Consider the following 24,982-nt stretch of genomic DNA (forward strand, 5'->3'; position numbering starts at 1 on the left):
GTATTGCGCCTGTAGCAGCGGCCGCCAGGCCGCGTCACGGCCACCGCGTCAAAGGGCCTCCAGGCGGGCCATCAGGTCGTCCAGGTCGGTGGTGGGTTGCGGGGCGCGGGCGGCGTCGACCAGGTCGGCGAGCTCGGCGACGGTGGCCACTTCGAACACCTGGCGCAGGCTCAACGACACCTGCAAGGTACTTTGCAGGCGGGTGAACACCTGCGTGGCCAGCAGCGAATGGCCGCCCAGTTCGAAGAAGTTGTCGGTCACCCCCACCTGCGCAAGGCCCAGCACCTGGGCCCAGATGTCAGCCAGCAGCCGTTCGGTCTCGGTGCGCGGGGCCACGTAGTCGCGCGGCTGCCAGTCCGGCGCCGGCAGGGCCTTGCGGTCGAGCTTGCCGTTGGGGGTCAGCGGCATGCGCGGCAGCGCCAGCAGTTGCGCGGGCACCATGTAGTCCGGCAGGTCGCGGCGCAGCTGCGCCTTGAGCGCATCCAGGCGGCTGTCGTCGACGCCGGTGACGTATCCCACCAGCTGCTTGCCGTACGCCGACTCGCGGGCAACCACGGCGGCGTCCGCGACGCCAGCCTGGGCCAGCAGGCAGGCTTCGATTTCACCCAGCTCGATGCGCAGGCCACGGATTTTCACCTGCTGGTCGATACGCCCCAGGTACTCCAGCACGCCATCGGCGCGGCGCCGCGCCAGGTCGCCGGTGCGGTACAGGCGCGCGCCGGTGGCACTGAACGGGTCGGCGACGAAGCGCTCGGCGGTCAGCCCGGGGCGCGCGTGGTAACCCCGCGCCAGGCCATCGCCGCCGATGTAGAGCTCGCCGGCCACGCCCGGCGGCGCCGGGTTGAGGCTGTCATCGAGCACGTGCAGCTGGGTGTTGGCCAGCGGCCCGCCCAAGTCCGGGCGGCCGTGCACCAAATTCAGCGCCGACCAGATGGTGGTCTCGGTGGGGCCGTAGAGGTTCCACAGCTGCGCCGCCTGTTCGCCCAGGCGCGCCGCCAGTTCGGTGGACAGCGCCTCGCCGCCGCAGAAGAACCGCTTGCCGCGCAGGCGGCTGAAGCCCTCATGGCTGGCGAGCATGCCCCAGCTCGACGGCGTGGCCTGGATCACCGTGACACCATACTGCTCGATCACCTCCAGCAGGCGCGCCGGGTCCTTGGCCGCCATGCGTTCCACCAGCACCACGGCGCCGCCCACCAGCAACGGCAGGTACAGCTCCAGCGCCGAGATATCGAACGACAGCGAGGTCAGGCCCAGCACCCGGTCAGTCGCCGCCAGGCCTGGTTCGGCGGCCATGCTGTGCAGGAAGTTGACCAGCCCGCCCTGGCGCACCGCCACGCCCTTGGGCTTGCCGGTGGAGCCGGAGGTGTAGATGACGTAGGCCAGGTGCTCGGGGTGCCCCACGGCTGGGCCGTTGTCGGCAGCGTAGTGCGCCAGGCCGTCGAGGTCGTCCATGCAGAAGGTCGGCACCTGGGTGGTTGGCAGCGCCGCCAGCAGGCGTCGCTCGCTGAGCAGCAGGCTCAGGCCGCTGTCCTCGAGCATGTGCGCCAGGCGCTCGCGGGGGAATTCAGGGTCCATGGGCACGTAGGCGCCGCCGGCCTTCATCACCGCCAGCAAAGCCACCGGCAAGGCAGCGCCGCGCTCCAGGGCGATGCCCACCGCCACGTCCGGGCCCACGCCCTGCTCGCGCAGGTAGCCGGCCAGGCGGTTGGCCCGGGCGTTGAGTTGCGAATAAGTGAGCTGGCCGTCGTCGGCGATCACTGCCACCGCGTCGGGGCTGCGCGCCGCCTGCGCCTCGATCAACTGGTGCAGGCTCTGCGCCGGGTCGTAGGCCATGGCGCTGCGGTTGCAGTCCAGCACCAGCGCGCGCTGGCTGGCGGCGTCCAGCAACGGCAGCTCGCCCAGGAGCCGCGCTGGGTCTTCGAGCATCGCCAGCAGCAGGGTCTGCAGTTGGCTGGCCAAGCCCTGCACGGCCAGCTCGCTGAAGTGACTGCGGCGGTAGTTGAACGCCAGCTTGAGGCTGTCGCCCAGGGACGCCATCAGCGTCAGTGGGTAATTGGTGTTGCCCTGAATGCCCGCGCCCGAGAAACGCACCGGGCTGTCGGCGCGCTCCAGCACTTCGGCCACCGGGAAGTTTTCGAACACCAGCAGGCTGTCGAACAGCGCCTCACCGTCACCATGGCGGCGTTGCAGTTCGAACAGCGGAGTGTGCTCGAATTCGCGGAGGGCCACGGCCTGCGCCTGCACCTGCTGCAGCCATTGGCCGACAGACAGCTGCGGCGCCGGCACCGACACCACCGGCAGGGTGTTGATGAACAGCCCCAGCTGCCGGTCGATGCCCGGCAGTTCCGGCGGCCGCCCCGCCACCGTCGCGCCGAACGCCACCGCCGCCTGGCCGCTGTAGCGCTGCAGCACGATGGCCCAGGCCGCCTGCAACAGCGTGTTGACCGTGACCTGGCGGCTGCGCGCGAACGCGGCCAGCGCGGCCAGCGGCAGGTGGATTTCATGCTGGCCGAAGCCCTCGCCGCCCTGGGGTTTCACCAGGCAGTCGGCGAGCCGCGTGGGCGCCTCCAGCGCTGCCAGCTGCTGGTCCCAGAACTGCTCGGTGGCCGCCGGGTCGCGGCGCTGCAGCCAGCGCAGGTAATCGCCGTAGCGGCCGGGGCTGGCCGGCGGCGCCTCGCCGAGGTAGCGCTGCATCACCTCGCCCAGCAGCTGCGCGGTGCTCCAGCCGTCCATAAGGATATGGTGGTGGGTGTAGATCAGGTGGTAGCGCTGCTGGTCGCAACGCACCAGGGTCAGGCGCAGCAACGGTGGCTGGTCGAGGGCAAAGCCGCGGGCCTGGTCGTCGGCGGCCAGGCGGTCTAGGGCCTGGCTGTCGCAAGCATTGCGCCAGTCCAGCACCTGCAACGGCAGGGTCAGCGCCGGCTGCACCCATTGCAGCGGGGTGTCCAGGCCCCGCCAGCAGAAGCCGGTGCGCAGGCTGTCATGGGCGTCCAGCGCCGCTTGCCAGGCCTGGCGCAGGCGCTCGACGTCCACGGCTTCGACGTCCACCCGCAGTTGGTTGACGTACACGCCGTCGCGGTTGTCGAGCAGTTGATGGAAGAGCATGCCGTGTTGCATGGGCGTCAGCGGCAGCGCGATGCTGACGCCGGCCGGCAAGGCCGCGCGCTGGGCGTCGTCGAGCACCAGCAGCGGCGCGTCGTCCTCGGTGCTGGCCGCCACGGCTTCAACCACAGCGGCCAGGGCACGCACGGTAGGCTGTTCGAACAGTGCCTTGGGGCTGAACATCAGCCCGGCCTGGCGGGCCTTGCCCACCACCTGGATGGTGACGATGGAGTCGCCACCCAGTTCGAAGAAGTTGTCCAGCACGCCGACCTTGTCCAGCCCCAGCACCTGGGCCCAGATCTCCGCCAGCACGGTTTCGCGCGCGCCTTCGGGCGCCTGGTACGCCTGGCCTTGCCAGTCCGGTGCCGGCAGGGCCTTGCGGTCGAGCTTGCGGTTGGGGGTCAGGGGCATGGCGGCCAGCTGCAGCAGCTGCGCCGGCACCATGTAGTCGGGCAGCTGCTGCTTGAGCGCTGCCTTGAGGGCGTTCAGGTCCAGCCCCTCGCCGACCACGTAGCCCACCAGCTGCTGGCCCTGCCCCACGCTGCGGGCAACCACGGCCGCCTCGCGCACGCCGGGTTGGCGCAGCAGCTGTGCTTCGATTTCGCCTAGCTCGATACGGAAGCCGCGCACCTTCACCTGCTGGTCGATACGGCCCACGTACTCCAGCTGGCCGTTGGCGCGCCAGCGTGCCAGGTCGCCGGTGCGGTACAGGCGGCCGTGGCCTTGCGGGTCCGGCACGAAGCGCTCGGCGGTCAGGTCGGCGCGGCCGTGGTAACCGCGGGCCAGGCCCTGGCCGCCGATGAACAGCTCGCCGGCCACGCCTTGGGGCAGCGGTTGCAGGTAGGCGTCCAGCACGTACAGGCCGGTGTGGGCGATGGGCTCGCCCAGCCACGGCTGCGGTTGCTGCGGGTCGAGGCGGCGGCGCGCCGACCAGATGGTGGTCTCGGTGGGGCCGTAGAGGTTCCACACGTGCCCGGCGGCGGCAATCAGGCGCTGGGCCAGGTCGGCGGGCAGCGCTTCGCCGCCGCACAGCAGCTGGCGCCCGGCAAGCTTTGCCGCCAGCTGCGGATGGTCGGCGAGCATGCGCCAGGTCGATGGCGTGGCCTGGATGCTGCGCACCTGGTGCTGCTCGATGGCCGCCCACAGGCGCTGCGGGTCACGGGCGCTGTCGCGGTCCACCAGCACCACGCTGGCGCCACGGGTCAGCGGCAGGTACAGCTCCAGGCCGGCGATGTCGAATGACAGCGAGGTCAACGCCAGCATGCGCTCCCCCGCCGCCAGGCCCGGTTGCTCGGCCATGCTGTCGAGGAAGTTGAGCAACGCGCCGTGGCTGACCGCCACGCCCTTGGGCCGGCCGGTGGAGCCGGAGGTGTAGATCACGTACGCCAGGTGCTGGGGCTGGGTGACGGGGGCAAGGTCGCTGGCATTTTCGTCGGCCCACAGCGCCTGGTCACGGTCCAGGCACCAGGTGTTGGGGTGCGCGGGCAGCTCGGCCAGCAGGTGCTGCTGGGTCAACAGCAGGCGCGCGCCGCTGTCGGCGAGCATGTGGCCCAGGCGTTCGGCGGGGAATTCAGGGTCCAGCGGCACGTAGGCGGCGCCGGCCTTGAGCACCGCCAGCAAGGCCACCAGCAGCTGGCTGTCGCGCTCGCAGGCCACGGCCACGCGGTCGTCGGGCTGCACGCCGGAGGCACGCAGGGCGCGGGCCAGGCGGTTGGCGCGGCGGTTGAGCGCGGCGTAGTCCAGGGTCTGGTCGCTGGCAATCAGCGCCAGGCTCGCCGGCGCCTGCGCGGCCTGCCGCTCGAACAGCGGCACCAGGCTGGCGGCGGCCAGCGCCGGGCCGCCTTGCACGCCGCGTTGCAGCAGTTGCTGGCGCTCGGCATCGCCCAGCAATTGCAGCTCGGCCAGCGGCCGCGCGGCGTCCTCGGCCATGGCCAGCAGCAGGTGCTGGAAGTGCCCGGCCAGGCGCGCCATGGCCTCGCGGTCGAAGCTGGCCAGGTCGAAGGTGAAGCGCAGGTGCAGTTGCTCCGCGAGGTTGACCATCAGCATCAGCGGGTAGCTGGACTGCTCGGTGGCGCGGGCGTTGGCAAAACTCACCCCCGCTGGCGCGCCTTGTTGCAGGGCTTCGCTGACGGGGTAGTTTTCAAACACCAGCACGTGGTCGAACAGCCCACGGCCGCTGTAGCCCAGCCAGCGCTGGATGTCGTAGAGCGGCGTGTGCTCGTGCTCGCGCAGGTCCAGGTTGAGCTGCTGCACCTGGGCCAGCCAGGCGTCGACGCTGTGCAGCGGCTGCGGCGTGGCCGCCACCGGCAGGGTGTTGATGAACAGCCCCAACTGCTGCTCGATGCCCGGCAGCTGCGCCGGGCGCCCCGCCACGGTGGCGCCGAAGGCCACGGTGGCCTGGCCGCTGTAGCGGTGCAGCAGCAACAGCCAGGCGGCCTGCACCAGGGTGTTGAAGGTCACGTGGCGCTGGCGGGCGAAGACCTGCAACTGCGCGGTGCGTGCAGGGTCGAGCTGCACCTGCACCTCGGCCTGGCCGCTGTCGCCGTTGCCTTCGTAGGCCAGCAGGTTGGCCAGGTAGGTCGGCTCGTGCAGCTCGCCCAGGTTGGCACGCCAGAAGCTTTCGCTGCTGGGGCGCTGGCCAAGCCACTGGATGTAGTCGCGGTAGGCCGGGGCGCTGCGGCTCGGCGCCTGGCCGGCGTAGCGCTGCAGCACCTCGCCCAGCAGCTGCGACTGGCTCCAGCCGTCCAGCAGCAGGTGGTGGCAGGTCCAGATCAGCTGCTGGCCGCCGTCGGCCAGGCGCACCAGGCGCAGGCGCATCAACGCCGGCCGGCGCAGGTCGAAGCCGCGCTGACGTTCGGCGCGAGCCACCTGCTCCGCGTCCTCGACCGCACTGCCCTGCTCCAGCACCAGGCTGACGTGGCGGTGCACGATCTGCAGCGCCGCGTCGCCCTCGCCTTCCCAGGCAAAGCCGCACCGCAGCACCGGGTGCGCGTCCAGCGCCGCCTGCCAGGCCGCGCGGAAGCGCGCCAGGTCCAGGCCCTGCACGTCCACCCGCAACTGGTTGATGTAGGCGCCAGCGGTGGGCGTGAACACGCTGTGGAACAGAATGCCCTGCTGCATCGGCGACAGTGGGTAGATGTCCTCGATCTGCGCGGCGGGCACCGGCAGGTTGTCCAACTGCGCCTGGGTCAGGCGCGCCAGGGGGAAGTCCGAGGGCGTCAGGCCGCCGGCTGCGGGGCTGATGCAGTGTTCGATCAGGCTGCGCAGCTCCAGCTGCCAGGCGTCGGCCAGGCCCTGCACCTGTGGGGCGCTGAACCACTGCGGGGCAAAGCTCCAGGCCAGGCGCAGGCAGCCATCGCTGATGCTGCCGTTGATGCTCAGCCAGTTGCCCGGCGGCGCCTCGGGGTCACTGTTGCGGCCACTGCTTTCGGCGGCCGGGTACAGCAGCGCGTCATCGCCGAAGCTCTGGTCGAACTGGCCCAGGTAGTTGAAGGTGATGCGCGGCGCCGGCAGCGCGCGCAGGGCTTCGCCGTGGGGCGACAGCCAGGCCAGCACGCCATGGCCGATGCCGCGGTTGGGCACCTGGCGCAGGTGTTCCTTGATGGCCTTGATCGACTCGCCCATGTCGCTGGCGGCCTGCAAACGCAGCGGGTAGGTGCTGGTGAACCAGCCGACGGTGCGGCTCAGGTCGGCGCCGTCGACCCACTCCTGCTCGCGGCCGTGGCCTTCCAGTTCCACATGCACTGCCGCCTGCCCACTCCAGCGCTGCCAGGCGCGGGCCAGGGCAGTCAGCAGCAGGTCGTTGACCTGGGTGCGGTAGGCCGCCGGGGCCTGGCGCAGCAGCTGCCGGGTGCGCTCGGCATCCAGGCCGGTCTCGATCACTTGCAGGTCGCGCTGGCAGGCCTGCGCCTGGGGCGTGGCCACCAGCTGTTCAACCTGGTTGTCGGCCAGCTGCGCCTGCCACCAGGGCAGCTCCGCGGCCAATTGCGCGCTGCCGGCCTGGCGGTGTAGGGCCTGGGCCCAGTCACGCAGGGCGGTGGTGCGCGGCGGCAACTGCGGCCGCGCGCCGTCGGCGAGCTGCCGGCACAGGGCCTGCAGGTCTTCGAGCAGGATGCGCCACGACACGCCGTCCACCACCAGGTGGTGCACCACCAGCAACAGGCGCTGGCTGCCGTCCCACAGTTGCAGCTGCACGGCGCGCAGCAGCGGGCCGTTGAGCAGGTCGAGGCTGTTTTGCGCCTGTTCGGTCACGGCCTCCAATTCAGCCTGGTCGGCCACTGCCACTTGCCACAGCACGTTCTGCCCGGGGGCGGCGTGCTGGGCCTGGCCCTGGGCGTCGAAGCGCAGGCGCAGGGCGTCGTGATGTTCGAGCAGCAGGTGCAGGGCCTGGCGCAGGTGTTCGCCGATGATGGTGCGGTTGAAGCCGAGCATCACCGACTGGTTCCAGTGCTGGCGCTGGGCAATCTGGGTGGCGAAGAAACGCGTCTGGAACGGCAGCAGGCGGCTGGCGCCGGTCACGGGGGCCTGCTCTACCTGCGGGGCTTCGGCCTGCCGGGCCGCCTTGGCCAGGGCCGCCAGGGTCTGGTGCTGGAACAGGTCGCGCGGGGCCAGCAGCAGCCCCGCCTGGCGGGCGCGGCTGACCACCTGGATGGCGATAATCGAGTCGCCGCCCAGTTCGAAGAAGTTGTCGTTGGTGCCCACCTGTTCAAGGCCCAGCACCTGCTGCCAAATGCCCGCCATGAGGGTTTCGCGCTCGCCCTGCGGCGCCACGTAGGCCTGCACCTGGGCCTGGGGCAGTGGCAGCGCCTTGCGCTCCAGCTTGCCGTTGGGGCTCAGGGGCATCTGCGCCAGGCTGATCAGGTGCGCCGGCACCATGAAGTCCGGCAGGCGCTCGGCCAGCCAGGCGCGCAGCGGCGCCTCGACGCTGCTGTCGCCGACCACGTACGCCACCAGCTGCTGCGAGCCGGCCACGCCGTCCACCGCCAGCACCACGGCTTCGCGGGTGAGCCCAGATTCGAGCAGGCAGGCTTCGATTTCGCCCAGCTCGATGCGCAGGCCGCGAATTTTCACTTGGTGGTCCAGGCGCCCCAGGTACTCGATGATGCCGCCTTCGCGCCAGCGCACCAGGTCGCCGGTGCGGTACAGGCGGCCACTGCCGTCGGCAGCGGGCACGAAGCGTTCGGCGGTCAGCGCTTGGCGCTGGTGGTAGCCGCGCGCCAGGCCGACGCCTCCCAGGTACAGCTCGCCAGCGACGCCAATGGGCACCGGTTGCAGGCGCTTGTCCAGCACCTGGGTGCTCAGGCCGTCGATGGGGCGGCCAATGGGCACGCTGTCGCGGCCGTCGAGGCGGCAGGTCCAGTGGGTGACGTCGATGGCCGCCTCGGTGGGGCCGTAGAGGTTGACCAGCTCGGCGTTGGGCAGCGCCTTCAGGGTGCGCGCAGCCAGGTCGGCGGGCAGCGCCTCGCCACTGCACACAATCAGGCGCAGGCTGGTGCAGCGGGCCACGTCGGGCTCGGCCATGAACGCCTGGAGCATCGAGGGCACGAAATGCAGGGTGGTGATGCCCTGCTGGCGGATGCGCCGGATCAACGCCGCCGGGTCGCGGTGCTCGCCGGGCAACGCTAGGGTCAGGGTGGCGCCGGTCATCAGCGGCCAGAAGAATTCCCACACCGACACGTCGAAGCTGAACGGGGTCTTCTGCAGCACGTTATCGGCAGCGCTCAGGTCATAGGCCTGCTGCATCCACGCCAGGCGGTTGAACAACGCGCCGTGGCTGTTGCCGGCGCCCTTGGGCTTGCCGGTGGAGCCGGAGGTGTAGATCACGTACGCCAGGTGCTCGGCGTCCAGCGCGGCCGGTGCCAGGGCCACCGGCTGGCGCAGGTCCAGGGCGTCGAGGTCGAGCACGTCCAGCGCGCGGCCGGCCAGCGGCAACTTGGGCAGCACCCGCGCCTGGGTCAGCAGCAGGGTGATGCCGCTGTCGTCGAGCATGTGCTTGAGGCGCTCGGCCGGGTAGTCGGGGTCCATGGGCACGTAGGCGCCGCCGGCCTTGAGGATGGCCAACAGCGCCACCACCAGCTCCGGGCTGCGCTCGGCGGCCACGCCCACCATTACGTCGGCGTCCACCCCACGCTGGCGCAGCAGCAGGGCCAGGTGGTTGGCGCGGGTGTCGAGCTGGGCGTAGGTCAGCTGGCGGTCGTCGAACAGCACCGCCAGGGCGTCCGGGCGCAGCGCCGCCTGCTGTTCGAACAGGCGGTGCACCGGCGCGCTCATGGCGTGGGCCGGGCCACCCTGGCTCCAGCCCTGCAGTTGCTCGCGCTCGGCTTGGCCAAGCAGCGGCGCGTCGTCCAGGCAAGCATCGGGGTAGTCGAGCATGTAGTCCAGCAGGTGTTCGTAGTGGCCGGCCAGCCGCGCGATGGTGCTGGCGGCGAACAGGTCGCGGTCATATTCCAGGGTGCACAGCAGGTGCTCGCCCAGGGCCACGTCCAGGGACAGGTCGAACTTGGCGGTGACGCTGGGCAGCGTCATCACTTCCACGTGCAGGCCCGGCAGCTGCAGGCGGGTGCTGTCGTCCTGGTTGCGCAGGTTGAACAGGGTCTGGAACACCGGGCTGTGGCTGAGGCTGCGCTCGACCTGCAGGTGGTCGAGCAGCAGTTCGAAGGGGTAGTCGGCGTATTCCAGCGCCTGCATGGCCTCGGCGCGCAGGCGGCGGCACAGGTCGCGGGCGCTCAGCGGCTGGCTGAAGTCGGCGCGGTACACCTGGGTGTTGACGAAGAAGCCCACCAGCTCCTGGATCTCGCGCTGGTTGCGCGCCGCGTTGGGCACGCCCACGGCGAAGCTGTCCTGGCCGCTGTGGCGCGCCAGCAGCGCCTGCCAGGCGCCCAGCAACAGCACGAACGGCGTGCATGCCTGTTGTTGGCAGAACGCCCGCAGGCGCGCCAGCAGGGCGTCGGGCAACTGCACCTGCAGCGATTCGCCGCGGTGGCCCTGGATGGCCGGGCGCGGGTGGTCCAACGGCAGGTTCAGGACCGGCAGGTGGCTGCCCAGGTAGCCGCGCCAGTAGTCGGCAGCGGCCTGGGCGTGGCCCTGTTCATAGCGCTGGCGCTGCCAGGCGGCGTAGTCGGCGTATTGCACTTCCAGCACCGGCAGGCGCGCGTCGGCCTGGCCCAGGGCAGCGGCGTAGGCCACCGACAGGTCGCGCACCAGGATGGCGTTGGACCAGGCGTCGGAGACGATGTGGTGCAGGGTGAACAGCAGCACTTGCTCGCACTCGTCGGCGCACGACAGCAGCGTGGCGCGTAGCAGCGGCGCGCGGTCGAGCACGAACGGAATGGCGGCCTCGGCGCGGATGCGCGCGTTGATCTGGCTGCAGTCGACCTTCTCCTCGCGGTGCAGCTGGAAGGTCACGTGGGGCTCGATGACCTGGCGCGGCTGGCCGTCGACTTCGACGAAGCGGGTGCGGAACACTTCATGGCGCTGGATCAGCGCCTGGAACGCCTGCTCCAGCGCCGCCACGTCAACCTCGCCTTCCAGGCGCAGCGCCCGCGGCAGGTTGTACTGGGCCGCAGCCGGGTCGTAGCGGTGTAGCAGCCACAGGCGCTGCTGGGAGAACGACAGGGGCGCACTGCCTTCATCGGGACGCCTGGGAATGCCTGGCTCGCCCGCTTCCTCGGCAAGCAGCAGCGCCAGCAGTTCGTCGTCCTGATTTTCGATGAATTGGTTCATGTCGTCCCGTCTCTCGACCGTGTCGTTGGTGTCTTTGAAGGACGAAGGGGGGGTGGGGGAATTTAGCGGGGTTTTGGGAGGGTGGTTAATGGGATCAAGTCAGGGCGGCAATGGGCCTGCCGGGAGATTTGCATGCCTCATGACATCGAGCGCCGCCCGCGCGGCGCTCGATCTTGAGGGCGCCACAACAATCCAGGCATGCGCCTTGTAGCCATCCCCCAATCAAAAATCACCGGCGGTTGAGCAACGCCTCGCGCTGCGCCGGGCTCAACGCCTGCAACTTCAAGCGCAGCCCAGCCGCTTTTTCCAACTGCCCCGGCGCGCTCTCGCGTTCGCGCAGGGCGGCGGCCAGGGCCACCACGCTGGGGTGGTCGAAGACGATGCCCGGCGGCACTTCCAATTGCAGGCCCTTGCGGATCGCCGCCACCAGTTTGATCACCGTCAACGAATGGCCACCGGCCTCGAAGAAGTCGCTGTCGATGTCCAGGCTCTCGCGCCCCAGCAGTTCGGCCATGTGGCCGGCCAGCAGGGTTTCCAGGGCGTCGCGCGGGGCGCGGCCACTGGCAAGGTCGGGCTGCACGGCGGGGAGTGCCTGGCGGTCGATCTTGCCGTTGGCCAGGCGCGGCAGGCTGGGCAGCCGCACGTAGCGCGCCGGGCGCATGGCATCGGGCAGGCGTGCCTCCACCTCTTGGCGCAGCGCCGCTTCGTCGCCGACCACGTAGGCCACCAGGCTGGCTTCGCCATCAGCATCGTGCAGCACTTTCACCGCCGCTTCCCCCAGGGCTTGCAGGGTGGCCTCGACCTCGCCCACTTCCACGCGGAAGCCACGGATCTTCACCTGGCCGTCGCCACGGCCGCGCAGCTCCAGCGCGCCATCATGGCGGCGCACGGCGCGGTCGCCGGTGCGGTACAGGCGCTGGCCGGGTTGCTCGGGATCGGCAATGAACGACGATTCATCGCCGCTCAGGTAACCCCGACACAGCTGCGCGCCGCCCAGGTACAGCTCGCCGATGGCACCCACCGGCACGCGGCGGCCCTCCTCGTCCAACAGGGTGGCGACGTTGTTGGCCAGCACCCCGCCCAGCACCAGCGGGTCGCCGGCTACTGCCTGGTAGAGCACGCCGACCGTGGCTTCGGTGGGGCCGTAATGGTTGAACAGGCGCGTGGCCGGCGACTGCGCGCGAATGCGCTCGGCCAGCGCCGGCGTGGTGGCTTCGCCGCCGAGGATGACCGTGGCCGGCAACGCCCCGTCCTGGCCGTCGAGCAAGGCAGCCAGGTGCGAGGGCACCATCTTCAGGCAGTCGATGCGCTGGGCCACCAGGAAGCGCGCGAAGGACGGCGCGTCCTGCATGTCCTCGGTGCTGGCGACCACCAGGCAGGCGCCCTGCTCGAAGGCGCCGAACAGGCAAGTGTTGCCCAGGTCGGCGGCCACCGTGGAGGTCAGGGCAAAGCGCTGGCAGGCACGCAGGTCCAGGGCCTGGCTGACCGCCTGAACATAGTTATGCAACTGTTGATGCTCGATGACCACGCCCTTGGGCTGGCCGGTGGAGCCGGAGGTGAACAGCACGTAGGCAGCCTGGTGCGGCGTGGGCAGCGGCAACTCTGCGACCACTGCCGGCTGCGCCGCCCAATCCACCCACGACAGCTGGCGGTGGCCGGCCAGCGCCGCGTCGGCGCCGATGACCAGCAGCGGCTTGGCGGCGTCGGCCAGTTGCTGGCGCCGGCCCTGCGGCCACTGTGGGTCCAGCGGCAGGTAGGCGGCGCCGCTGCGCATCACGGCCAGGGCGGCGATCACCAGCTCGGCGGAGCGCGGCAGCGCCAGGGCGACAATGGTCTCGGGGCCGGCGCCCTGGGCGTGCAAGGCGCTCGCCAGGTGCTCGATGCGTTGCTTGAGCTCGCTGTAGGTGAGCACGCCATCGGCGCCTTGCAGCGCTGCGGCGTTCGGCGCCACCGCTGCCCAGTGGGCGATGCGCGCCAGGGGGCTGCCTTCGCCGAAGGCCTGCACCGGGCCGGACAGGCGCGCGTCAGCCACCGTCGGCTCCAGCAGCCGCTCGATGCTCTGGTCGAGGCCATCGGGCAAGCGCTCCAGCAGTTGCAGGTACTGCTGCAACAGGCCCTGGGCGTCGCCGGGGCGGTAGTGCCGCAGGTCCGCCGACAGCCCCAGGCCGTTGACCTGACCGTGGGCGTCCTGGTGCACCTGCAAGGCCAGTTCAAAGGGCGACGGCCGCGCGCCGAGTGCACGCCAGCCGGCCGGCACCGCGGACTCGACGCTGAAGCCGGCCCGCAGGCAGTCGCTGCGCAATTGCGCCGGGGCGTGTTCCTGCCAGCCACGGTGGCTGTCCAGCAACGCACTGCACTCGGCCAGCCAGCGCGCGAACGGCTGGCGGCAGTCCAGGCTTAGCGCCAGCGGCAGGGTCTTTTCGTAGACCCCGGTGCTGGCGGCGAAAAAGTCATAGTCGGCGCGGCAGTCGTGCAGCCAGCCGCCCAGCAGCTGGCCCTGGCCGCCGATGCGCGCCAACAGCGCCCACCAGGCCGCCTGCAACAGGCTGTCGACGGGCACCTGGCGGCTTTCAGCCAGGGCGTTGAGGCCATGCACCTGTTCGCTGCCCAAGGCGCTGAACGCCTGGTCCTGGGCGGTCTGGCCGTGCAGGCGGCGCAGGGGCAATTGCAGCGCCTGCCCGGCACCCGCGGCGCGCAGGTGCTCGGCCCAGTAGGCTTGCCCGGCGGGCGCGTCCTCGTCCTCGGCCATGGCCTGGCGCCATTCGACGAACTGGCCGAAATGGCCGCTCTCCTCGTCTTCGGCCGGCGCCTCGGCGAATACCTGCCGTGCCAGCAGGCGCAGGCTGCCGGCGTCGGCCACCAGGGCGCTGGCGCGCAGGCACAGGCGCCAATCGTTGTCGGCCACGGCAAACAGCTGGGCGGCCACCACGTCGCCGCGGCTGAGGTCGAACGCCGGCGGTTCGCCGTGCAGCGCCGCCTGGGCGTCGGCCACGCCGCGCAGATCGGTAAACTGCCAGCGGCCGCTGCCGGGCGCTTCCAGGGCCTGCTGGCGAAGGCCGCGGTAGCCGGGCTGCTGGCTGAAGCGGCAGTTCAGGCTCCACTGCCCGCGCACCGCGCGCTCGAACCCCTGGTGCAGGGCCTGGGCATCGACAGCGGCCGCAGCGCCCAGCCACAGTACCTGCGGCTCGCCACCGGCGTCCTGGGCGGCGCGCTGTTCCGGGCTCAGGGCCAGGTGTTCGAGTTCCATCACTTCGCTCATTGCACAGTCTCCAGGGGCGCTTGGGCCAGGGCGGCACGCTCTTGCTGCAGGCGTGCGCGGTCATACATGTCGCCCATGGCGACGACGATCTTGCGCGGCCCCTCGTAGGGGTCGCGGGCGTGGGCGGCGATCATGTTGTCGAGCATCACCACGTCACCCTGCTGCCAGTCGAAACGCACCGCGCACTCTTCGTACAGGCGGCCCAGCAGTGCCATGACCTCATCTTCGATGGGCGTGCCGTCGCCGTAGTAGACGTTGCGCGGCATGCGCTCCAGGCCCAGCATGTCCAGCAGGTCGCTGCGCACGTCGGGCTCCAGGCAGAAGATGTGGTGCAGCTGCACCTGGTTGAAGAACGAACGCTCGCCGGTCAGCGGGTGGACGATCACCGCCGGGGCACGGGTGCGGGTCTGCAGTTCGTCGTCACCGAGCCAGCGGTAGTCGATGCCGCCGGCCTCGCAGCGCGCTTCCACTTCGGCGCGGTCAGCGGTCTTGAAGAAGTGCTGCCAGCTGACGTCGAGGTTCTGCAGGAAGGTGCGCACGTACAGCAGGCCGCGCTGTTCGAAGCGCTGGGCGACGTCGGCCGGCAGGCGCCGGTACAGCTCGCGGCAGTCGACGATGGGCGTGCAGCCGCCGATGGCCGACGGCAGTTCGCAGAAGAACCACTGTTTGCGCGGCCAGCGGTCCAGGTGCGCGCTTTCGTTGTGGTACAGGATCATCTGCCGCTCGGGGAACGGCGTGGAGCGGTAGGTGTTGCGCCCGCCCTCCTTCTTCGGCAGATCGCCGTAGGCGCCGTACAGGCCTGGCTGCAGGGCTTCGGCGAAGGCCTCGAAATCGGCCGGGGTAACCACGCCGAAGTTGCGCAGCACCAGGCCGCCGTGGCGGCGCAGCAGGGCCTCGACCTGGTCGCGGTGGGCGGCGGCCCAGGCCAGGGCGTCGAGGTCCGGGCTGGCCGGTTCGATCAGCAGCGGGAACACTTTGCCAGGCTCGATGGGCCGGGTCTTGATCAGCTCACGCGGGCCCTGGGGCCTGGCTGCCGGCTGCTTCATGAATTTTTTCAGTTTGTCGAGCTTGTTGCCCATGGCCGGCGCATCGCGGCCAACGGGGGTTTCGCTGCTGTCGTGCACGGTGAACTCCTCCAGCGGGGTGTGGGGCGAAGCAATCGCCAGGGCAATCAGTTGCAGCCAGGCCTGGGCCAGGCGCTGGATGCGAGCGGCGCTGAACAGGCCGCTGGCGTAGGCCCAGCGCACCAGCAGGCCGTCGCTTTCGGGCTCGAGGAACAGGCCCATGTCGAACTTGGAGCTGTGCTCCAGCGCGTCCAGGCGCTGGATGTGCAGGCCGTCGATGTCGAACTGGCCCTTGGGGGTGTTCTGCAGCACGAAGAGCACCTGCACCAGCGGGTTGCGGCTGCGGTCGCGGGGCACGCCCACGGCCTCGACGATGCGGTCGAACGGCAGCTGCTGGTGCTCGAAGGTGGCCAGGGCGCTGTCACGGGCCTGGGCCAGCAGCGCCTCGAAGGTCATGCCCGGCACGGTGCGCGAACGCAGCGGCAGGACGTTGACGAAGAAGCCGATCAGGCCTTCCAGCGCCTGCTGTTGGCGGCCGGCAAGGTCGGTGCCCAGCAGCAGGTCGTCGGTGCCGGCCACCCGGTGCAGCAGCCACTGGAAGCTGGCCAGCAACCACATGAACGGCGTGACCCCGGCGCTGCGGCAGTGCGCCTCGATCTGCGCGTACTGCGCCGGGTCGATGCGCAGCACATGCTCGGCACCGGCGGTGGAGGCCACGGCCGGGCGCGGGAAGTCGGTGGGCAACTCCAGCACCTTCGGCGCCCCTTCCAGCCGCGCCTGCCAGAACCCGCGCTCGCGGCCGAAGGCGTCGCTGGCCAGCCAGCGCTGCTGGTGGATGGCAAAGTCCAGGTACTGCACCGGCAGCGGCGCCCACTGCGGCGCGCGCTGGGCACCGAGGGCGCGGTACGCCTCGGCGAATTCGCGAATGAGGATGCCCACCGACCAGCCGTCGCCGACGATGTGGTGCAGGCTGAACAGCAGCAGGTGCCGTTGCTCGCCCAAGCGCAGCAAACGCGCACGCAGCAGCGGCCCGCCCAGCAGGTCGAAGGGCTGCCGGGCGTCGTCCAGCGAGGCCTGGCGCGCCAGCTGCTCACGTTCGTCCACGGCCAGCATCGACAAGTCGGCGAACGGCACGTCGAGCGTGAGGGCGTCGAGCACCTGGGTGTGCGGGTCGCCGTTGTCGTCCTCGGGGTAGTGGCTGCGCAGCACTTCATGGCGCGCCACCAGCAGGTCGAGGGCGGCCACCAGCCGTTGGCGGTCCAGTGGGCCGTCCAGTTGCAGGCGACCGCTCATGTTGTAGGCGTCGGACTGGCCGCCGCTGAGGCGGTCCACCACCCACAGGCGCTGCTGGGCCAGGGACAGCGGCAGCACACCCTGGCGCGGCTCGGCGGCCAGCGCCGGCAACGCAGGGGCGGTGTCGCCGGCCAGCGCGGCGATGCGCGCGGCCAGTTGGTCCAGGCGCGGGGTGTCGAACACTTCGCGCAGCGCCAGGGCCACGTCGAACTGCTCGCGCACCCGCGCCACCAGTTGCGTGGCCAGCAGGGAATGCCCGCCCAGTTCGAAGAAGTGACCGTCGCGGCTCACGCCTGCCAGCCCCAGCAGGTCCTGCCACAGCTGCGCCAGGCGTTGCTCATGGGCCGTGACTGGCGCCTCGCTGCTGCGGCTATGCAGCACCGGTGCCGGCAGCGCCTTGCTGTCGAGCTTGCCGTTGGCGGTCACCGGCAACGCCGCCAGCAGCTGCCAGTGCGCCGGCTGCATGTAGTCAGGCAGCCGGCGCGCCAGGTCGGCCTTGATCGCGTCCAACGTGGCGCCTTGCGCCAGCACCACGTAGGCCAGCAACTGGCCCGCGCCGAGGATCACCGCGCACTGCTGGACTGCCGCATGGGCGGCGATCTGCGCCTGCACTTCGGCCAGCTCGATACGGAAGCCGCGCACCTTGACCTGATGGTCCTGGCGGCCCAGGTATTCCAACTGGCCCTGGGCGTTCCAGCGCACGCGGTCGCCGCTGCGGTACAGGCGCGAGCCGGGGGCGCCGAAGGGGTTGGGCACGAAGCGCTCGGCGCTGTGCCCCGGCTGGCCCTGATACCCCTGGGCCAGCCCTGCGCCGCCGATATACAGCTCGCCCACCACGCCCACTGGCAGCGGGTTGAGGTCGGCGTCCAGCACGTGCACGCTGCTGCCGGCCAGCGGGCGCCCCAGGGGGGCCCGCGTGCTAACGTCCTGCACCGCGCCGGCCAGCACGCCGACGGTGGTTTCCGACGGCCCGTAGTGGTTGAAGATACGGCAGGCCGGGCGCGCCTGGGCGATGCGCTGCAGCAGCGCCGGCTCGCAGGCCTCACCACCGAGAATCAGTGCATGCCAGGGCAGCGCCGCCGCCTCGTGGCCGGCCACCAGCAGGCTGTGCAGGTGGCTGGGCACAATTTTCAGCACGCCTACCCGGTGCTGGCTGAGGTAGTCGGCGAACAGCTGCGGGTCGCGGGCCTGGTCGTTGTCCAGCAGGTGCAGGGTGCGGCCGCTGCACAGCGCGCCGAACAGCACGGTGTGGCCAAGGTCGGCGGCCACGGTGGAGACCATGGCCATGCTCGCCTCGGGCGCCAGCGCCAGGCGTTGCAGCAGGCCCTGCACGTAGTTGGCCAGGGCGCCGTGGCTGATGACCACACCCTTGGGGCGGCCCGTAGAGCCGGAGGTGAAGATCAGGTAGGCCGGTTGCAGGCTGTGGCTGGTAGGCTGCACCGCAGGCACAGGCGCGGTGGCGGCCAGCAGGTGATCGAGGCGAACCCGCGGCAGCGCCAGCTCGGGTTGCTCGGTGCAGGCCAGCACGCGGCGGGCCTGCAGGTCGGCGCAGATCTGCTGCAGCCGCCCGATCGGCGTCTGCGGCTCCAGCGGCACGTAGGCGCCACCGGCTTTCATCACCCCCAGCAACCCCGCCACCAGCGCCGGGCTGCGGCCGCACACTAGCGGCACGCGCTCGCCGGGCTGGCAGCCCTGGGCCAGCAGCGCCTGGGCGACGCGGTTGGCGGCCTGGTCGAGCCAGGCGAAGGTGTAGCCCTGGCCGCCGTGCATCAGGGCGATGCTGGTGGGCTGCTCGCGCACCTGCTGGTCGAACAGCTGCAGCACCGACGCCTGCGGCTGCTCCAGCGCTTCGCCCCACTGCGGTGGCGGTGCCTCGCCCAGCAACAGGTCGAGGTCGGCCAGGCGCAGCGACGGCTGCGCCAGCACCTGGCGCAGTACGGCCAGATAGTGCTGTTGCAGGCGCCCTACCGTGGCGCGCTCGAACACGTCGGCGCTGTAGCCCAGGCTGGCGAGAATCTCGCCGCTGCCGCGCTGTTCGGTGCTCAGGGTCAGGTCGAATTTCTGCGCTCGGCGCTCGCGTTCCACCAGCACCATCTGCACCTGTTCATCCAGCCGTCGCGCGCCCAGGGCGCCCTGGCGCTGATGGTTGAACAGCACCTGGAACAACGGCGTGTGGCTGGCGCTGCGCTCAGGTTGCAGCGCGTCGACGAGCATTTCGAACGGCAGGTCCTGGTACTGCTGGGCCTCCACCGCCGTGGCCTGCACCTGGGCCAGCAAGGTGGCGAACGGCAGGGCGCCGCTGACCTCGCTGCGCAGCACCTGGGTGTTGACGAACAGCCCAACCAGCGGCTCCAGCTCGCTGCGGTTGCGCCCGGCCAGGGGCACGCCGACCTGGATCGCCGGCTGGCCGCTGTAGCGGTACAACAGCGCCTTGAACGCCGCCAGCAGCACGCTGAACACCGTGACCCGCGAGCGCTCGGCCAGTTGTTCCACCTGCCGGGCCATGGCCGTGGGCAGGGCAAATTCGAGGCTGCCGCCGCGCTCGCTGCGCTGCGCCGGCCGTGGCCGGTCCAGCGGCAACGCCAGGGGCGGATGCTCGTCGCCCAGGCGCTGCTTCCACCAGTTCAGTTGGCGGTCGCCCTCCCCCGACTCCAGCCAGTGCCGTTGCCACTGGGCGAAGTCGGCGTAGTGCAACGCAGGTGCCGGCAGTTGCAGTGGCGGGCCCTGGCGCAGGGCCGGGTACAGCTGGGTCAGCTCCTGGATCAGCAGGTTGATGGACCAGCCATCGGCGACGATGTGGTGCACGGCCAGGGCCAGCACCTGCTCGCCCGCCGCCAGCTTGATCAACGCGCCGCGCAGCAGGCAGTCGCGGGCCAGGTCGAAGGGCCGCGCGGCTTCGGCGTCGAGCAGTTGTTCAAGGCGTATCTCGCGTTCGCCCACCGGCAGCGCGCTGAGATCCCAGCGGGTCAGTTGCAGCGGCGCCGGCGCCAGGACCTGCTGCACCGGCACCCCGGCTTCGGCCTGGATACGGCTGCGCAGCGGCTCGTGGCGGGCCAGCAACTGGTCCAGCGCCGCCTGCAACGCCGCTTCGTCCAGCGGCCCGGTGAGGCGCAGGGCGCCGGGGATCACATAGGCGGCACTGGCAGGCTCCAGCTGTTGCAGGAACCACAGGCGCTGCTGCGCGTAGGACAGCGCCAGCGGCGCGTCACGCGGCACCCGTGGGATCGGCAGCTGGCGGAACAGGTCGATGCCCTTCTTCGCCATCACTGCCGCCAACGCCTTGCGCTGGGCCAGGCTCAGGGTTTGCAACGATTCGAGCACCTTGTTCATGAGTCGCTCTTCTCGGCGGCCAGCAGGGCCAGCTCGTCTTCGGACAAACCTTGCAGGCTCTGCATCAGCGCCAGCACTTCATCGGCCAGGGCGTCCTGGTCAGGCAGCGCCTCGCCGACGTCCAGGGCTGCAGCCAACGCTTGCAGGTCGGCGGCTTCGAACACCTGGCGCAGGTCCAGGCGCCGCTGGAATTGCACCTCTATGCGCGAAGCCAATTGCGTGGCCAGCAATGAATGGCCGCCCAGCTCGAAGAAGTTGTCGTGCAGGCCCACCTGCTCGACGTTCAGCAGGCTCTGCCAGATCCCGGCCAGGGCCTGCTCGGTGACGGTACGGGGCGCCACGTAGGCCTGTTGCAACCAGGCGTTTTCGTCCAGTTGCAGGGCGCGCTGGTCGAGCTTGCCGTTGGCGGTCAGCGGCAGGCTGTCGAGCTGCTGCAACTGCGCCGGCACCATGTGCAGCGGCAGGCTAGCCTTGAGCTGCTGGCGCAGCTGCAACAGCGTCTGCGCGGCGTCGGGCCACGGTTCGGCCGCCACCACGAAGCCCACCAGGCGCTGTTCGCCCTGGGCGTCGGCACGCAGCAGCACAGCGGCGTCACGCACCTGGGGCTGGTCGCGCAGGCGCGCCTCGATCTCGCCCAGTTCAATGCGGAAGCCACGCAGTTTGACCTGGTGGTCGATGCGCCCCAGGTACTGCACCTGGCCGTCGGCGCTGCAGCTGGCGAGGTCGCCGGTGCGGTACATGCGCGCGCCCGGCGTGGCGCTGAAAGGGTCGGCCATGAAGCGCTCGGCGCTCAGGCCCGGGCGCTTCAGGTAGCCACGGGCCAGGCCCGCACCGCCGATGTACAGCTCGCCCACCACGCCCGGCGGCACCGGTTGCAGGCTGGCGTCGAGGATGTACCAGGCGAGGTCCGGCAGCGGCAGGCCGATGGGGCTGGCGCTGCTGCGCAGGTCGGCCTGGGTCAGCTCGCGGAAGGTCACGTGGACGGTGGTCTCGGTGATGCCGTACATGTTGATCAGCCGCGGCTGGCGGTCGCCGAAGCGCGCGAACCAGGGCTGCAGGCTGCTGACTTCCAGGGCTTCGCCACCGAAGATCACCGTGCGCAGCGCCGGCAGGCCTTCAGGGCTGGCCAGCAGCGGCACCATCAGTTGGCGGAACGCCGAGGGGGTCTGGTTGAGCACGGTCACACCCTGCTCGCGCAGCAGCTCGACGAAGGCCCGTGGCTCGCGGCTGACGTAGTACGGCACGACAACCAGCGTGCCGCCGTGCAGCAGTGCGCCGAAGATCTCCCACACCGAGAAGTCGAAGGCGTAGGAGTGGAACAGCGTCCACACGTCGCGGTGGTCGAACGGCAGCACCGGCTCGCTGGCCTGGAACAGCCGCAGCACGTTGGCGTGCTCGATCAGCACGCCCTTGGGCGAACCGGTGGAACCGGAGGTGTAGATGCAGTAGGCCAGGTGCCGGGGGCCTGCAGCCGCGGGCGGCGCGGTGTCGGGGTAGCCGTCGCTGGCGAAGCCCAGGCGCTGCACGCCGTCGACCACGGGCAGGCGCTGTTGCAGGTGGTCCTGGATCAGCAGCAGGGCAATGCCGCTGTCGGCCTGCATGTAGGCCAGGCGGTCGGCGGGGTAGTCCGGGTCCAGCGGCAGGTAGGCGCCACCGGCCTTGAGAATCGCCAGCAGGCCGACGATCAGCTCCAGCGAGCGCTCGGCGGCCAGGCCCACCAGCACGTCGGGGCCCACGCCCTGCTCGCGCAGGCGCCAGGCCAGGCGGTTGGCGCGCTGGTCGAGCTCGGCGTAGGTCAGGTGCTGGTCGTCGAAGCGCACGGCTACCGCAGCGGGGTGGCGGCGGGCTTGTTCGGCGATCAGGCCGTGCAGGCTCTGCGCGGGTTCGAAGGCCTGGGGCTGTGGGTTCCACTGCGCCAGCAGTTGCGCTTGTTCGTCCTCGCCCAGCAGCGGCAACTGCGCCAGCGGCTGTTCGGGTTGCGCCACCAGCTGCTGCAGCAGCGCGCGCCAGTGGCGGGCCAACTGCGCGGCGGTGGCGACGCTGAACAGGTGGAGGCGGTAGGTGAAGGACGCCGACAACTGCTCGGCGCGCTCCACGGTGTGCAGAATCAGGTCGAACTGGGTGGCCAGGGCTTCCTGGCCCAGGGCCTGGACCTGGAGGCCGTCAAACTGCACGTCGTCGTTGAGCCACTGGTGGTCGAACGCCACCTGGAACAGCGGGTGCTCGCCGGGCGTACGCTGCGGTTGCAGCGCTTCCACCAGCGCATCGAACGGCAGGTCCTGGTGGGCCTGGGCCTGCAAGGCGCGCTCGTGCACCTGGGCCAGCAGCGCGCTGAACGAGGGGTTGCCCGACAGGTCGGCGCGCAGCACCAGCAGGTTGACGAAGCAGCCGATCAGCGCCTGGGTGTGGGCCTGGTTGCGGTTGGCCACGGTGCAGCCCACGCGCACGTCAGGCTGCTGGCTGTAGCGGTGCAGCAGCACCTGGAAGCTGGCCAACAGCACGGTCGGCAGCGTCACCCCGTGGCGCTGCGCCAGGCGGCGCAAGGCCCAGGCCAGGGCGGGCTCCAAGACGATGGCCAGTTCGGCGCCGGCCAGGCTGGGTTGCGCCGGGCGCGGCTGGTCAGTGGGCAGGGCCAGGCGCGGATGTTCGCTACCCAACTCCGCCTGCCAGTACGCCAGTTGGCGCTGGGCCTCGCCGGCCGCCAGCCAGTCGCGCTGCCAGGCGGCGAAGTCGCGGTATTGCACCGGTAGCGCCGGCAGCGTGGCCGGGCGCTGTTGGCGCAGGGCGTTGTAGTGCTCGGCGAGTTCGGCCAGCAGCAGGTTCATGGACCAGCCGTCGGCGATGATGTGGTGCAGGGTCAGCGCCAGGCGCCAGCTGTCGGCGCCCAGCGTGGCCAGGCTGGCGCGCAGCAGCGGGCCCTGGCGCAGGTCGAACGGCTGGCGGGCGCTGCTGGCCTGGCCGTCGACTGTCAGCGGCTCGATGGCCGTTTGCAGTGCCGGCAGGACCTGCTGGCGCACCTCGCCGCCCTCCTCGACGAAGCGGCTGCGCAGGCTTTCGTGGCGCGCCACCAGCTGGTCGAAGGCCTGCTGCAGCGCGGCCTGGTCCAGCGTGCCCTGCAACTGCACGGCGCCGTGGATGTTGTAGGCGTGGCCTTCAGGGTCGAGCTGCCATTGCAGCCACATGCGCTGCTGGGCCGGCGACAGCTGGCCGGCGGCGCCATCGCCGGCGCGGGCGGCCTGGGTGCTGGTGGCCACGGGCTGGCGCTGCACCAGGGCGGCGAACTCGGCCAGGGTCGGCGCTTCGAACAGGTCGCGCAGGGCCACCTCGCGGCCCTGTTCATCGCGCAGGCGGGCGAGCATCTGCACGGCGGTGATGGAGTTGCCGCCCAGGGCGAAGAAGTTGTCCGCGGCGCCCGGCTCGATGCCCAGGCAGTCTGCCCACAACGGGGCAATCAGTTGCTCGCTGGCGGTCAGCGGGGCGCGGGCCTGGGCCTGCACCTGGCCTTGTTCGCCCAGGCGGTCGATGGCGTAGCTGTCGAGGCTGCCGTCCTGCAGCATGGCGCGGCAGGCCGAGCGTTGCAGCTTGCCGCTGGAAGTCTTGGGCAGCGCGCCGGGGTTGAGCAGCGCGACCACCGCCGGGGCTTCCTGGCAGACCTGGGCCACGGCCAGGCGGATGGCCTCGGCCAGGGCCTGGGCGCTGATCTTGTTCTGGGTGCCGCGGCCGATCTCGGCGGCCACGCCGATGGCCTCGCGGCCCTGGTGCTCGATGGCGAACACCCCTACCCGGCCCTGGCGCACGGCCGCCACGTGGGTTTCCACGGCGCGTTCGAGGTCCTGGGGGTAAAGGTTCTGGCCACGCACGATGAGCATGTCTTTCAGCCGCCCGGTCACCCGCAGCTGGCCCTGGACCAGGCTGCCCAAGTCACCGGTGCGCAGCCAGGCCTGGCCGTCAGCCTGCACGAAGGCCTGGGCGCTGGCCTCGGGGTTGCGCCAGTAGCCCTTGGCGATGCTCGGCCCGCTGGCCCAGATCTCGCCCACCTGGCCGTCGGCCAACGGCTGGCCCTGCTGCGGGTCGCAGATGCGCACGGCGTGCCCGGGCTGGGCGCTGCCGCAGTCCACCAGCGGCGAGCCCAGGCCCGCTTGCAGGCGGTTGTCGGCCAGCGCCTGGCTGTCGAACTCGTCCACGGCAATGCCCTGGCCACGCTGGCTGCCGGTGACGAACAGGGTCGCCTCGGCCAGGCCGTAGCAGGCGAAGTAGGCGCGTTCCTGGAAGCCGCAGGCGGCGAAGCGCTGGGCGAAGCCTTGCAGGGTCTCGCGGCGGATGGGCTCGGAGCCCGAGTACGCCAACTGCCAGTGGCGCAGGTCGAGCTGCGCCAGCGCCGCGTCGCCGACGCGCTCGGTGCACAGGCGGTAAGCGAAGTCCGGGCCGCCGCTGAGGGTGCCCTGGTAGCGGGTCATGGCCTGCAGCCAGCGCACCGGGCGCTCGAGGAAGTGCCGTGGCGACATCAGCACGCAGGGCACGCCGCTGTAGATGGGCTGCAGCAGGCCGCCGATCAGGCCCATGTCGTGGTACAGCGGCAGCCAACTGACCAGGGTGTCCTGGGCGTTGATGCCGAAGCCGTGGGCGATCAGGCGCTCGTTGGCCACCAGGTTGCCGTGGCTGACCTGCACGCCCTTGGGCCGCGAGGTGGAGCCGGAGGTGTATTGCAGGAAGGCGATGTCATCGGCAGCCAGCAGCGGCATCTGCCAGTCGGCGGCCATGCTCGCTTCCACCTGGTCCACGGCGAGCACCTGGACCTTGCCGGCGAAACTGTCGCCCAGCAGGCCGGCCACCGTGGAGTCGGTGAGGATGACTTTGGGCTGGGCGTCTTCGATGATCGATTGCAGGCGCTGCAAGTGCTGCGAGCGGGTGGATTCCGGCGGGTAGGCCGGCACCGCGATAACCCCGGCGTGCAGGCAGCCGTAAAAGCTGGCCACGTAGTCCAGGCCACTGGGGAACAGCAGCACCGCGCGCTCGCCGGCCCCCGCCTGCTGGCGCAGCCACACGGCGATGGCCTGGGCCCGCTGTGCCAGCTGCCGGTAACTGAGCGCCTCGAAGGCCTCTTCACCGTCCACCAGGAAGCGCAGCGCTTCGCGGTCCGGCGTTTCGGCCGCGCGTTGCTGCAAGGATTCCACCAACGAGCTTGCGAAGCGCTCGGTCATTTCGATCACCT

The 24,982-nt window shown here is 70.9% G+C and carries 4 protein-coding genes; all 4 read right to left on the reverse strand.

Annotated elements, in window-relative coordinates:
* Window positions 1-48: 48 nt before the first annotated feature.
* Window positions 49-10,824: an amino acid adenylation domain-containing protein gene (locus AC0Z2B_RS23755; protein ID WP_476299827.1), complete on the reverse strand. Its 10,776-nt coding sequence runs from the start codon at window positions 10,822-10,824 to the stop codon at window positions 49-51.
* Between the two features lie 229 nt (window positions 10,825-11,053).
* A complete protein-coding gene (locus tag AC0Z2B_RS23760; RefSeq protein WP_476299829.1) occupies window positions 11,054-14,083 on the reverse strand; it encodes a non-ribosomal peptide synthetase in 3,030 nt (1,009 codons plus the stop codon).
* On the reverse strand, window positions 14,080-19,770 hold the full coding sequence (locus AC0Z2B_RS23765; RefSeq protein WP_476299830.1) for an amino acid adenylation domain-containing protein: 5,691 nt from the start codon (window positions 19,768-19,770) through the stop codon (window positions 14,080-14,082). Before AC0Z2B_RS23765 ends, AC0Z2B_RS23760 begins: the two co-directional genes overlap by 4 nt.
* On the reverse strand, window positions 19,767-24,971 hold the full coding sequence (locus AC0Z2B_RS23770) for an amino acid adenylation domain-containing protein (protein WP_476299831.1): 5,205 nt from the start codon (window positions 24,969-24,971) through the stop codon (window positions 19,767-19,769). The genes AC0Z2B_RS23765 and AC0Z2B_RS23770 overlap by 4 nt, the downstream gene beginning before the upstream one ends.
* Window positions 24,972-24,982: the final 11 nt, after the last annotated feature.

It is taken from the genome of Pseudomonas sp. GYB4201, assembly GCF_056312595.1.

Excerpts from the sequence above, each read along its gene's own strand:
- AC0Z2B_RS23770 (WP_476299831.1), bottom strand. The coding sequence starts at position 24,971 with ATGACCGAGCGCTTCGCAAGCTCGTTGGTGGAATCCTTGCAGCAACGC.
- AC0Z2B_RS23765 (WP_476299830.1), bottom strand. The coding sequence starts at position 19,770 with ATGAACAAGGTGCTCGAATCGTTGCAAACCCTGAGCCTGGCCCAGCGC.
- AC0Z2B_RS23755 (WP_476299827.1), bottom strand. The coding sequence starts at position 10,824 with ATGAACCAATTCATCGAAAATCAGGACGACGAACTGCTGGCGCTGCTG.
- AC0Z2B_RS23760 (WP_476299829.1), bottom strand. The coding sequence starts at position 14,083 with ATGAGCGAAGTGATGGAACTCGAACACCTGGCCCTGAGCCCGGAACAG.